We start from the raw sequence: 11,335 nt of genomic DNA, 5'->3' as shown, positions 1-11,335 counted from the left end.
GGCGAAATAGTCGAGGAAGAACAGGGGCTCGGCGCTTGGACGATCAGTCGTTGACGTTCATGGCCACGAGATCGATGCCAATCCCCTCATGCAACCCGGTCTCGATGGCGAGCTTGAGCTTGGTGCCGACACCGTCTGTGGCGGCCACGAGCAGCGGGTCCTGGAAGCCGCAGGCCTTAGGTCGAACAAGCCGCCGAAGCCTCCGATGCCGCCCAGCACGCCCGCACGCATGGTTTTGGCGGCCAACGGTCCGATCGCCTTCACCAGCGCGTTGCCGGCATCGATGTCGACGCCGGCGTCGCGATAGGTCAAAGGTTGGCGTCTTTCGCCGCGTCTTGCGTTTCTGGAGCTTGGGATTTGGGGGGCACCGGGCCACTCGGGGTGCAAGTTCGAAAGATTTGGCATAACAATCGTGCCGGGCGAGGGCCGTCAAGGCGGAAAGGTCCCGAGCCCGCCATATTCCAAGGGTTTAGGAGGAAACGCCCCCCGGTTAGGGCGCGGGACTGATGATGGCGGCAAAGTTAGACATGCGTTTCAGGCGCTTGGCACCGTTTACTGTGAAGTTGAGTCTCTTTGCGCTGCTCGGCGTGGCGGCGCTGGGGCAGACCACAAACGAAGCGGCCGCGGGCAGCCTGTACGATGTCGCCAAGATCTCGGTGGATACCACCGCCAAGAACGCGGTGGCGGCGCGGACCAACGGCATGGCCCAGGCTGAGATGCAGGCCATGAAGGTCCTGATCGGCCGGCTGGTGCCCTTGAGCGTCCAGCCGCAACTGCCGGAATTCTCCCGGGAGGAGGTCCAAGAGCTGGTCACGGGCGTGGCCGTGCGTAAAGAGCAGACCTCGACCACGCGCTATATCGGCCTGCTCGATGTGCGCTTCAATCCATACTCGGTGCGGCAATTCTTTGCCGATTACGCCATTCCCATGCGCGAGGACCAGGCACCGTCCATCTCCATCCTGCCGGTGATGTTATCCGGCGATAGAGTGACGGATGGCGCCGCCGATGGCTGGGGAAAAGCCTGGGAGAGCCTGGATCTCGCCAACAGCATTACGCCTGCGACGCTCGTTCGCCCGCGCGCCGATCTCGACGCAAGCACCGTCAAGGCGGCCCTGTCCGGCGATCCGGACGCCTATGCCGCGCTCCGCAGTGCATACGGCTATGGCGGCCTCGTGATCGCCGTGGGCGAGAAGACGGACGGCAATCTCAGAGTGCGGCTCGCCGGCGAGGACGCCGTCGGTGCTGTCGCCTTCGACGAGACCTATCCCGCAAGCAAGACGGGGCTGCCGCAAGCGCCGCCTTTGCGGCCTTGGAAAGCCGTTGGAAGACGACGCAGGAGGGCGGTGCGCTGCCACCTTCGGGGGAGGCCGCCTATCGGGAGGGATCGCCGCCTATGGTTGCTGATCCGGACCCGCGATCGCCCCAAGAGGTGCCGCGTAATGTTGTCGCCTTGGTTGAATTCTCGGGGCTAAGGGATTGGCAGGAGATTCGATCCCGCCTGACCCAGATCGCCGGCCTCAACACACTGGAGGTCAATTCCATGTCGGCCCGCGCCGCCGCGGTGACGTTTGATTTCGCAGGCTCCCTCGATAGCCTTCAGGCCGCGCTCGGGCAGAACGGATTTGCGCTGGATGAGAGGAATGGCACGCTTGTGCTGCGCTCCCAATAGGCCGGACGCACGCCGGACCTGGCCGTTTCGCGCGCGGACTCTGCTATGGTTCACGAAAAGCCCGGTTCGCGCCGGGCCTTGGGAGAAGCGCCGGTGAACATCCCAAACACGCTCACGCTCGCGCGGATCATCGCCGTGCCGCTCTTGGTGTGGCTGATCATCGATCAAGAGATGTTTGCGGCGTTCATGGTGTTCGTGCTCGCCGGGCTGTCGGACGCGGCGGACGGCTACCTCGCCAAGCGCTATGGGTGGAACACGGAGCTTGGCGCCTATCTCGACCCCATCGCCGACAAGGCCTTGCTCGTCACCATCTATGTGACCCTGGGACTCGCCGGACACCTGCCGGTGTGGCTGGTCATCGCCGTGGTGAGCCGCGACATTCTCATTGTGGGCGCGGTGCTCCTCGCCTGGATGATGTCGCGACCGATCAACGTGAAGCCGCTGCTTATCAGCAAGGCGAATACGTGTTCGCAGATCGCGCTGGCCGGCGTGGTCCTGGCCGAGCTTGGGCTCGGTCTCGGCCTCGACACTCTCGTCTGGGTTCTGATCTGGGTGACGGGGACCCTCACCATCCTGTCGGCCTTCGCGTATTTCTGGGCGTGGCTCCGGCACATGGCGCGCTACGAGCCGGCTCCCGCCCCGCGGCCGAACCGCCGTAAGGCGCGCGGGGCCGACGCGCCGCGCTCAGGGGTCAGGGCGTCGTGAGCGTCGACCAGCTCACCTTCGACTTGCCGCATCGGGCCGCCCTCGGCGCGGAAGATTTCCTCGTCAGCGATTGCAATGTCGCCGTGGTGAAGCTGGTCGATGCCTGGCCCGATTGGCAGGCCCCGGTGCAACTTCTGATCGGGCGCCCGCGAGCGGCAAGACCCATCTCGTGCGCGTGTGCAGGGCGCTCGGGCGCCGTGGCGCTCGATCCGGCCCATCTCGGGATCGCCTTGCTGGACAGGCTGGTCTCGGGCTCCTCGATCGTGGTGGAGGACGCCGACCGTGCGGGCTATGACGAGAAGACGCTGTTCCATCTGCTAAACCTGGCGCGCGAGAAACGCCTCTTCGTGCTCCTCACCGCCCGCGTCAGCCCGAACCGCTGGGACACCAGCCTGGCGGACCTGACCTCTCGGTTGAGCGCGGTGCCGGTGACGGAGATCGGCACCCCGGACGAGGCTCTGTTGCGCACGGTGATGCTGAAACAGTTCGCCGACCGGCAACTCGATATCGATCCGAAGGTGCTCGCGTTCCTGGCGCTGCGCATCGATCGCTCGCTGGAGGCGGCGGCGGCGGCCGTGGAGGCCGTGGACCGGGCCGCGCTCCGTTCGGGCCGCAAGATCAGCCGTCAGCTCGTGGCCGAGGCGCTCCAGGGCACAGCCTCGGCGGAATAGCGCCCCGGAATTGGCGTTTTCCGTAACGCTAGTGATACATTTAGGGGGGTAACATGACAGCCCCGTCAGACGGTTTGCAGAGCGCGCAAAGCGCCGAGTTTCATGAGGTTATCGATGAATGTGCCGGAAAAGGTCGAGCCGGATAGCGCGGCCGCACGCATCTCGGCGTTTGGCCCCAGCCGATATTTCAACCGCGAGCTTTCCTGGCTCAACTTCAACAAGCGGGTGATGGAAGAGGCCGAGAACGAGCGCCATCCCCTGTTGGAGCGCCTACGTTTTCTCTCCATTTCGGCGACCAACCTCGATGAATTCTACATGGTGCGCGTGGCGGGCCTGCGCGCCCAGGTCGTCGCCGGCATTGAGACGCCGAGTCAGGACGGTCTGACGCCGTCCGAGCAACTCGACCGCATCAACCAATCGGTGGCGGACCTGACCGCCCAGCAGCAAGAGGCCTGGGTCACGCTCGAGGCGCTTCTCGGCGAGGCGGGCCTCCACCTGCTCATCGCCGACCAGCTTTCCGACGAAGAGCGTAACTGGCTCGAGGATCACTTCCTCAATCACATCTTCCCGGTGTTGACGCCGATCGCCGTCGATCCGGCGCACCCGTTTCCGTTCATTCCGAATTTCGGCTTTACCCTTGGTCTCGAGCTGGTGCGCGAAGGCTCGTTCCGCACCATGCATGCGCTTTTGCCGATCCCGCCGCAGCTCGACCGCTTCATCCGGCTGCCGAGCCAGGAAGGGGCGAAGGACGACATCCGCTTCATTCGATTGGAGACCGTGGTCGGCATCTTCGTGGCGCGGCTGTTCCCCGGCTATCGGGTGAGAAGCCAGGGCGCCTTTCGGGTGGTGCGCGACAGCGATATCGAGGTCCAGGAAGAGGCCGAAGATCTGGTGCGCGTGTTCGAATCGGCGCTCAAGCGCCGCAAGCGCGGCTCGGTCATTCGCTTGGAGATGGAAGCCACGATGCCGTCGCGGCTCCAGCGCTTCGTCATGCAGGAGCTGAAAGTCTCCGAACGCGAGAGCTTCGTGCAAAAGGGGCAGATCGGCCTTGCCGATATCAATCAGCTCATCGTGTCCGACCGGCCTGACCTCAAGTTCCAGCCTTTTGTCAGCCGCTTCCCCGAGCGCATCCGCGAGCATCAGGGCGATTGCTTCGCGGCCATCGCCAAGAAGGACATCGTCGTCCACCATCCCTATGAGTCCTTCGACGTCGTGCTTCAATTCCTGAAGCAGGCCGCCGCCGATCCGGACGTGGTGGCGATCAAGTGGACGCTCTACCGGACGGGCAAGACCTCGCCGATCATCGAGGCGTTGAAGGACGCGGCCGAGGCCGGCAAGTCGGTGACCGCCGTGGTCGAGTTGAAGGCGCGTTTCGACGAAGAAGCCAACATCAAATGGGCGCGCGATCTGGAAAGCGCGGGCGTGCAGGTGGTCTACGGCTTCCTCGAGCTCAAGACACACGCAAAGCTCAGTCTGATCGTGCGACGCGAGCGCGGCGCGCTTGCCACCTATTGCCACGTTGGCACGGGCAACTATCACTCGGTGACGGCGAAGATCTATACGGATCTGTCGTTCTTCACCGGAGACCGCTCCATCGGCAACGACCTGTCGCGCATCTTCAACTACGTGACGGGCTACGCGGAGCCGGCGGAGCTGGAGGCCATGGCCGTGTCGCCCGGGGGCATCCGGGCGCGCATCCTCGATCACATTCGCGAGGAGATGTACCACGCCAAGGCCGGACGCCCCGCTGCCATCTGGATGAAGATGAACTCGCTCGTGGACGCCGAGATCATCGATGCGCTCTACGAGGCGAGCCAGGCAGGGGTGGAGATCGACCTTGTGGTGCGCGGAATATGTTGCCTGCGCCCGGGCGTGCCGGGACTCTCGGAGAACATCCACGTGAAGAGCATTGTCGGCCGCTTCCTGGACACTTCGCGTATCTACTGCTTCGGCGCCGGCAACGGACTTCCGCATCGCAAGGCGGTGGTCTATATCAGTTCCGCCGACATGATGCCGCGCAACCTGGACCGCCGGGTGGAGGCGATGACACCCATCAAGAATCCCACGGTGCACGAGCAGATCCTCGACCAGATCATGGTGGCGAATCTCAAAGACAATCTTCAAAGCTGGCGGGTCCTTCCCGATGGAAGCTCGACCCGCATCCCGGTCGACGAAGGGCACGAGCCCTTCAGCGCCCAGAACTACTTCATGACCAATCCGAGCCTGTCCGGCCGCGGCACGTCGCTGACCGAAAGCATGCCGCCGCGCTTTACGCGCCTGGTCGAGAGCGTCTAGGCTCTCCGTATGGCTTTGCGCTACGATCGAGCCCCCGTTGCCGTTGTCGACATCGGTTCGAACTCGGTGCGGCTCATCGTCTATGATGACGCCACGCGAGCGCCTGCCCCCGTCTATAACGAAAAAGTCCTCTGCGGATTGGGGCGCTCTATTGCTACCACCGGCAAGCTCGAGGCCTCCGGCGTATCGCGCGCATTGCGGGCGCTCAGGCGGTTCCGCGCGCTGATCGAGCAGCTCCATGTCGACCGCATCGAGGTGATCGCCACGGCTGCGGCGCGCGAGGCGGAGAACGGCCCCGATTTCATCGCCCAGGCCGAACAAGTGCTCGGGCGCCAAGTCAAGGTGTTGTCCGGCAATATGGAAGCCGAGCTTGCCGCCCTCGGCGTCGTTTCCGGCATTTACGCCGCGGACGGGTTTGCCGGCGACCTCGGCGGCGGCAGCCTCGAGCTGATCGACGTGCGCGGGGGGCGGCTTTCCGACGCCCTGACCATGCCGCTGGGGGGCTTGCGGCTCATCGATGCCTCCGGCGGCAGCTTGAAGAAAGCGCGCGAGATCGTGGATGCAGAATTCTCCAAGGTGGACTGGCTGGAGAAGGGCAGAGGCCGCGATTTCTACGCCATCGGCGGCACCTGGCGGGCACTTGCGCGGCTGCATATGACCCAGACCAACTACCCCTTGAGTGTGATGCACAACTACCGGATCGAGGCGGACGAGGCGCTGAAATTCGCCGCGCTGATCGATCATCAGTCGCAAAGCTCGCTGGCCGGCATTCGCGATCTCTCCAGCGCCCGGCGCGAGACTGTGCCCTACGGTGCGCTCGTGCTGGAGCGGCTCATCAAGCAGATGAAACCGCGGTCCATCGTCACTTCCGTGCTCGGGATACGCGAGGGGCTCCTGTACAGCCTGCTGAGCGAGGAAGAACGCGCCAAGGACCCGCTGCTCGAGGCTTGCGTCCATCTGGCGGAACAGCGCTCCCGCTCCATCGAGAATTCCTACGAGCTTTGCGATTGGACGGACGCACTGTTCCGCGTGCCGGGGCCGGTGGAAACACCGGAACAGACGCGGCTGCGGCACGCCGCCTGCCTCCTGTCGGATATCGGCTGGCGAGCGCATCCGGACTATCGCGGGGCCCAGAGCCTCAACCTCGTCGCCCATGGCGACTTCGTCGGGGTAGACCATCCGGGCCGCGCCTTCTTGGCGCTCACCGCCTATTACCGCAACGAGGGCCTGGTGAAGGACGACCTCAGTCAGCGGCTCATCGAGCTCGTCGACAAGGAGACGCTGAAGCGGGCGCGCATTCTGGGGGCCGCTTTCCGGGCCGCTCATATGGTCGCCGCCGCCATGCCGGGCGTTCTGCCCCACACGCCGCTCAGCTATGAGGGCAATCGCCTCATCTGGCAGCTGCCGGAGCCCTACGCCAATCTCGAAGGCGAGCGGGTGGAACGGCGCTTCAAATCGCTGGCGAACCTGCTGGAGCGCGAGCCCGAGATCAGGGTCGGGACGCCTTTCCAACTCGCCGCCGGTTAGGATCCCGGCTGCCCGTCCGCTTCCTGGAGGCGCTCGAAGGCTTCCGCGGCGCGCCTGCTGTATGATTTCGGCCAATCCCGGAAGTAATTCAGCGACGTTCCCGAGGCAAAACAGTAGACCTTGCCGGTATCGGGATCCGCCCAGTTGATCGAGCAGTCGGCCTTGATCAGAGCTCCGGAAATCAGCCCGATCGGGTCGTAATTGCTGAACTCGCCTTTGAGATCCGTAGGGGCGTAGGACTTCCAAATGCCGAGGTCAGTGGCATTCGGCCGGTCCCGCATGGCGGAATCGGCGGAATCCGCGGTCGCCAACGAGGTGAGGCCGAGAACGGCGCCCGTCAGACAAACCGCGAAGCTCTGGGCAAAGCGTTGCATCTTAGATCATCTTCTTCTACTTCGAACTTGGTCGGGGGCCAGAGTGGGCGTCCGAGACTCAAATGTCCAACTTGCGTGGCGCGTTTACCGTTCCCAAATGACAACACGACTTGAGGGATTCTAGTCCTCGCCGGTTCAAGGTCTTAGGCCGTTCATTCTGGGTCTCACTACATTCAAGATTGGTCGATGGCAGAAGATCTTTACTCCGTACTTGGCGTTCCGAAGACCGCGAGCGCCGGCGATATCACCAAGGCGTACCGTAAGCTCGCCAAGAAGCTGCACCCGGATCTCAATCCCGGGGACGCGGTGGCCGAGGACAAGTTCAAGCAGATTTCCCACGCCTACTCGATCCTCAAGGACCCGGAGCAGCGCGGAAAATACGACCGCGGCGAGATCGATGCGAGCGGGCAGGAGCGGCCGCAGCAGCAATATTACCGCGAATATGCCGGCGGGCCGGAGGGCGCCCGCTATCACTCTTCGGCGGGTTTCGAGGATATCGGCGCCTTCAGCGATCTGTTCGGCGACATGTTCGGCGGGGCTGCGGGCATGCGCGGAGGCAGACGCAGCGGGGGTCAATTCTCGATGCGCGGACAGGACGCGCAATATCACCTCGATATCAGCTTTCTCGATGCGGTGAACGGCACCAAGCAGCGCATTACGCTGCCCGACGGGGGCACGCTCGACGTGACCATCCCCGCCGGCGTGAGCGAAGGCCAGGTCCTGCGGCTCAAAGGCAAAGGCATGCCGGGCCTGGGCGAGGGGCCTCCGGGAGACGCGCTGGTCGAAGTCGGCGTGAAACCGCATCCTGTGTTCAGGCGCGAGGGCAACGACATTGTCGTCGATCTGCCCATCAGCTTCGACGAGGCGGTGCTCGGGGCAAGGTCGAGGTGCCGACGATCGGCGGGCGCGTGGCGGCGACCGTGCCGGCGGGGTCCAACACCGGGCAGACGCTGCGGCTTAAGGGCCCGGGGCGTGAAGGGCAAGGGCGATCAGCTGGTGAAGCTCACGGTGATGATGCCCGAGACCGTCGATGACGACCTCAAGAGCTTCGCGGAGGAATGGCGCAAGACTCACGCCTACGATCCGCGCGGCAAATTGAAGGAGCGTGCGTGATGCCGAGCGAGCAGGATGTCATTGCCCGCGTCCAGAGCCTCACGGTGACGCGGCTCAGGGTCTGGGTGAGCCGGGGGCTCATCAAGCCGGAGGACGACGCGGAGCGGAGCTATTCCGAAGCCGACATCGCCCGGGCGGCGCTGATCTGCAATCTGGAGGACGAGCTCGGTTTCGACGAGGAAGACGTGCCCGTGCTGCTGTCGCTCATCGATCAGATCCACGGACTGCGCTCGGAGTTGCGCGGTCTTCTTGAGGCGATGGAGGACCTGCCGCCGGATGTGCGGACCACCGTCCGCATGCGTATCGAACAGCGGCGGCGCGGCTGAGCCATGCGTGCGGGAACGGTCGTCTTCTATTTGCTGCTGGTCATCCTGCTGACGATGGCCAGCGTGCAATACGGGCTCGGGCGGCTGCCGGGCGATATCGTCGTCGATCTCGGCGACTTCTATTTCTATCTGCCGTTCACCACCGCGATTATCGTCGCCGTGCTGCTAGGCGTTGTCTTCTGGCTCTTCCGCCGCTGAGCCCTCCGGCGCCAGCACCGTCACCGCACCTTCTTTGACAGCGAGTGCCAGCTCTCCGCGCTTAAGAGCGAGCGCGTCTTCGCCGAACAGCTTGCGGCGCCAGCCTCTGAGCGCCGCCGCGTCCGCATCATCGGATCGGGCGATCTCCTCCAAGTCGTCGGAGGTGGCGATCAGCTTCGGCGCCACGCCGTGGCGTCCGGCGGTCGCCTTCAACAACACGCGCAGGAGATCGACCACCGCTTGGGCTTCCGGCGGCATCGGCTCCCCCCGCTGAAGCGGCGGCACGGTTGCCGGGTCGCGCTCACGGCCGCGTTGTACCGCCTCAAGCACGGCGCGGCCGCGCTGGGACCGGGCGAAGCCATTATGTAAGGACCGCAGCGAGCCGAGGTCCTCGACCGAGCGTGGTGCCTGCCCGGCGATATCGTAGAGCGCTTCGTCTTTCAGCACCCGCGACCGGGGAATGTCTTGAGTCTGCGCCTCGCGCTCGCGCCAAGCGGCGAGCTCCATGAGGATGGCCAGCGCCTTCGGCGTTTTGATGCGCATCTTGAGCCGCCGCCACGCGTGTTCCGGATGCAGCTCGTAGGTCGCGGGATCGGTCAGCACCGCCATCTCTTCGTTGAGCCAGCTTGCGCGCTCGGACTGGTCGAGCTGGGCACGAAGCTTGGGGTAGAGATCGCGCAGATAAGTCACGTCGCCCAGCGCGTAGGTGAGTTGCCGCTCCGATAGAGGCCTGCGGCTCCAGTCGGTGAACCGTGAACTCTTGTCGAGATTGCGTCCGAGCAGCCGCTTCACCAGCATGGAGTAGCTGACGGCCTCGCCGAAGCCGCAGACCATGGCGGCGACTTGGGTGTCGAAGATCGGATGCGGGATCACGCCCGCCAGATGATGCACGATCTCGACGTCCTGGCGCGCGGAGTGAAAGACCTTGAGCACCGTCTCGTCGACCATGAGGTCGAAGAGGGGCTTGAGGTCGATATCCGGCGCCATGCTGTCGATCAGGACCTCGGTCTCGCCGCCGGCGATCTGAACCAGGCACAGGCGCGGCCAGAAGGTCTGCTCGCGCATGAACTCGGTATCGACGGCGATGAAGGGGGCGGTGGCGAGTTTGGCGCAGGCCGCCGCTAGGTCCTCGGTACGAGTAATCAGTTCCATGGTGGGCCGGATATAGCCCAACGTCTGGCACGCGGCCAAGAGCGCGAACGTCGCAAAATCAATCTATGCCGGGAAAAATTAAGGCGGCCAGCGGCGCTGCTGCGGCCCAGGCGGGCCTAGGAAAGCCTGCGGTGGCGCGGCAGACGGAGCCGCACAGGCTCGAGGAGGCCGGGGTTGTGGCCGAATTGACCGTCTCTCTCGTACGCGGAACTTTGCGGCATGTTCATACTCAGCGGAGCGCGGAGGTGACGACCGGGTCCGCCTGAATCAGCTTGGCATGAATGACAGTAGAGGCATCGGTATTTGCCGGGTCATGGATCGCAGACGAGATCAGCGAGAAGAACGTGACAAGCAGAGCAACAGTCCACGCCTCGATGGGAATCCGCGTCTTGACGGGAATCTTCGTCATTTCAAGTCTCCCTCAGTTTGTGTGCCCAATCTGCCCGACTTAACGTGGAAGCCCCGAGGCCGGTTCCTAACAAGGTCTTGAAATTTTGGATTCAGAGCCCACGGCAGCATTATTTTCTTATTTTTCAAGGAGCTGCTTATTTACGATGCGCTAACCGTAACTTATTTGGGCTGGATGCTGGGGTCGCCGCCGGGCGTCCGGGCGGCGGAATCACCGGTGTGGTCCCGGGAAGTGGCTCCGGGGCAGGGGCATGGATCTCTTCATCGCCCACAGGCGGCGGATCGATGACGCCTTTGTTCTCATCGAGCTGCTCGCTCAGGGTTTGGTCCTCATCGATCCCTGGAACCGGCTCGCTGGGGTCTTCTGCCAGAGCAGGGAGAGGAATCGCGAGCGCCGCCGCCGCAAGCAGGGCGCGGCCTTTACGGGCTATTTTCATGGCGGGCTTCATGTCTCAAAGCTCCTTATTGCGCGTTGTCGAGAGAAAAACCCGTGAGTGAGCAGTAACGTTCCGCGGCAGGCGCGGCCAGCCGCCCGCGCGTCTTGACAAGGGTGCGCTTCCCGTGCGGTGTTCCGCGGCATCTAGACCCCCGCCACTCCCGCCAGAGCCGTTTTTCAAAGCCATGCACGCTTATCGCACCCATACTTGCGGCGCGGCTCCGCAGCGACGACGTGGGCCAGACCGTCCGCCTTTCGGGCTGGGTGCACCGCATCCGCGACCATGGCGGGCTGCTGTTCGTCGACCTGCGCGACCATTACGGCGTCACCCAGATCGTCGCCGATCCGGATTCTCCGGTGTTTGCCGCGGCGGAAAAGCTGAAGCCTGAGTGGGTTGTGCGCGTCGACGGCGAGGTCGTGGCGCGCACGGAAGACACGATCAACCCGAACCTGCCGACCGG

13 protein-coding genes and 2 pseudogenes are annotated in these 11,335 nt (G+C 64.2%); 10 read left to right on the top strand and 5 right to left on the bottom strand.

Annotation, left to right across the window (positions count from 1 at the left end; genetic code table 11):
* Positions 1–405, bottom strand: a pseudogene (locus AUC71_RS17440) (AIR synthase related protein); the annotation flags it as partial.
* A 152-nt stretch (positions 406–557) separates the two neighbouring features.
* Between AUC71_RS17440 and AUC71_RS05770 the strand changes: the two are divergent.
* The 6 genes from AUC71_RS05770 (at position 558) to ppx (ending at position 6,867) form a co-directional block, all read left to right on the top strand.
* On the top strand, positions 558–1,472 hold the full coding sequence (locus AUC71_RS05770) for a hypothetical protein (protein ID WP_069623498.1): 915 nt from the start codon (positions 558–560) through the stop codon (positions 1,470–1,472).
* Positions 1,451–1,669 carry a hypothetical protein gene (locus tag AUC71_RS18565; RefSeq protein WP_141701478.1) on the top strand — a complete coding sequence of 73 codons (219 nt, stop codon included), beginning with the start codon at positions 1,451–1,453 and terminating at the stop codon, positions 1,667–1,669. Before AUC71_RS05770 ends, AUC71_RS18565 begins: the two co-directional genes overlap by 22 nt.
* Before the next feature lie 93 nt (positions 1,670–1,762).
* A complete protein-coding gene (locus AUC71_RS05765) occupies positions 1,763–2,374 on the top strand; it encodes a CDP-alcohol phosphatidyltransferase family protein (RefSeq protein ID WP_069623500.1) in 612 nt (203 codons plus the stop codon).
* Positions 2,371–3,045, top strand: coding sequence for a P-loop NTPase family protein (locus AUC71_RS05760; RefSeq protein ID WP_069623497.1), 675 nt, complete (start codon positions 2,371–2,373; stop codon positions 3,043–3,045). The genes AUC71_RS05765 and AUC71_RS05760 overlap by 4 nt, the downstream gene beginning before the upstream one ends.
* A 102-nt stretch (positions 3,046–3,147) precedes the next feature.
* On the top strand, positions 3,148–5,340 hold the full coding sequence (locus AUC71_RS05755) for an RNA degradosome polyphosphate kinase (RefSeq protein WP_141701477.1): 2,193 nt from the start codon (positions 3,148–3,150) through the stop codon (positions 5,338–5,340).
* Positions 5,341–5,349: 9 nt separating this feature from the next.
* Complete coding sequence (ppx, locus tag AUC71_RS05750; protein WP_069623495.1) at positions 5,350–6,867, top strand: exopolyphosphatase; 1,518 nt, start codon at positions 5,350–5,352, stop codon at positions 6,865–6,867.
* Here ppx and AUC71_RS05745 read toward each other — a convergent pair.
* Positions 6,864–7,241 carry a hypothetical protein gene (locus AUC71_RS05745; protein WP_069623494.1) on the bottom strand — a complete coding sequence of 126 codons (378 nt, stop codon included), beginning with the start codon at positions 7,239–7,241 and terminating at the stop codon, positions 6,864–6,866. The two genes, ppx and AUC71_RS05745, sit on opposite strands and share 4 nt — an antisense overlap.
* A gap of 186 nt (positions 7,242–7,427) precedes the next feature.
* On the opposite strand from AUC71_RS05745, the gene AUC71_RS05740 reads away from it, so the two are divergent.
* The 3 genes from AUC71_RS05740 to AUC71_RS05730 are packed head-to-tail and all read left to right on the top strand — an operon-like array spanning position 7,428 to position 8,878.
* Positions 7,428–8,354: a DnaJ C-terminal domain-containing protein gene (locus AUC71_RS05740; RefSeq protein ID WP_244500822.1), complete on the top strand. Its 927-nt coding sequence runs from the start codon at positions 7,428–7,430 to the stop codon at positions 8,352–8,354.
* Complete coding sequence (locus AUC71_RS05735) at positions 8,354–8,680, top strand: MerR family transcriptional regulator (RefSeq protein WP_069623493.1); 327 nt, start codon at positions 8,354–8,356, stop codon at positions 8,678–8,680. The genes AUC71_RS05740 and AUC71_RS05735 overlap by 1 nt, the downstream gene beginning before the upstream one ends.
* 3 nt (positions 8,681–8,683) lie before the next feature.
* On the top strand, positions 8,684–8,878 hold the full coding sequence (locus AUC71_RS05730; protein WP_069623492.1) for a DUF2905 domain-containing protein: 195 nt from the start codon (positions 8,684–8,686) through the stop codon (positions 8,876–8,878).
* Here AUC71_RS05730 and rnd read toward each other — a convergent pair.
* The 3 genes from rnd to AUC71_RS17435 all read right to left on the bottom strand — a co-directional run bounded on the left by rnd (position 8,846) and on the right by AUC71_RS17435 (position 10,887).
* Positions 8,846–10,030, bottom strand: a complete 1,185-nt coding sequence (gene rnd / locus AUC71_RS05725) for a ribonuclease D (protein WP_069623499.1) — start codon at positions 10,028–10,030, stop codon at positions 8,846–8,848. The genes AUC71_RS05730 and rnd overlap by 33 nt on opposite strands.
* Positions 10,031–10,259: 229 nt before the next feature.
* A complete protein-coding gene (locus tag AUC71_RS05720) occupies positions 10,260–10,439 on the bottom strand; it encodes a hypothetical protein (RefSeq protein ID WP_069623491.1) in 180 nt (59 codons plus the stop codon).
* Between the two features lie 136 nt (positions 10,440–10,575).
* Positions 10,576–10,887 carry a hypothetical protein gene (locus AUC71_RS17435; protein WP_244500821.1) on the bottom strand — a complete coding sequence of 104 codons (312 nt, stop codon included), beginning with the start codon at positions 10,885–10,887 and terminating at the stop codon, positions 10,576–10,578.
* Positions 10,888–11,059: 172 nt separating this feature from the next.
* Here AUC71_RS17435 and AUC71_RS05710 point away from each other — a divergent pair.
* Positions 11,060–11,335, top strand: a pseudogene (locus tag AUC71_RS05710) (OB-fold nucleic acid binding domain-containing protein); the annotation flags it as partial.

The organism is Methyloceanibacter marginalis, from assembly GCF_001723295.1.
Taxonomy (GTDB): domain Bacteria; phylum Pseudomonadota; class Alphaproteobacteria; order Rhizobiales; family Methyloligellaceae; genus Methyloceanibacter; species Methyloceanibacter marginalis.
Note: the sequence above shows the minus strand (reverse complement) of the source record. Positions and strands in the feature narration are given on the sequence as shown.

Bases quoted from the DNA above. Each gene is read 5' to 3' on its own strand.
- AUC71_RS05755 (WP_141701477.1), top strand. From the start codon at position 3,148: ATGAGGTTATCGATGAATGTGCCGGAAAAGGTCGAGCCGGATAGCGCG.
- ppx (WP_069623495.1), top strand. From the start codon at position 5,350: ATGGCTTTGCGCTACGATCGAGCCCCCGTTGCCGTTGTCGACATCGGT.
- AUC71_RS05745 (WP_069623494.1), bottom strand. From the start codon at position 7,241: ATGCAACGCTTTGCCCAGAGCTTCGCGGTTTGTCTGACGGGCGCCGTT.
- AUC71_RS05740 (WP_244500822.1), top strand. From the start codon at position 7,428: ATGGCAGAAGATCTTTACTCCGTACTTGGCGTTCCGAAGACCGCGAGC.
- AUC71_RS05735 (WP_069623493.1), top strand. From the start codon at position 8,354: ATGCCGAGCGAGCAGGATGTCATTGCCCGCGTCCAGAGCCTCACGGTG.
- AUC71_RS05730 (WP_069623492.1), top strand. From the start codon at position 8,684: ATGCGTGCGGGAACGGTCGTCTTCTATTTGCTGCTGGTCATCCTGCTG.
- rnd (WP_069623499.1), bottom strand. From the start codon at position 10,030: ATGGAACTGATTACTCGTACCGAGGACCTAGCGGCGGCCTGCGCCAAA.
- AUC71_RS05720 (WP_069623491.1), bottom strand. From the start codon at position 10,439: ATGACGAAGATTCCCGTCAAGACGCGGATTCCCATCGAGGCGTGGACT.
- AUC71_RS17435 (WP_244500821.1), bottom strand. From the start codon at position 10,887: ATGAAGCCCGCCATGAAAATAGCCCGTAAAGGCCGCGCCCTGCTTGCG.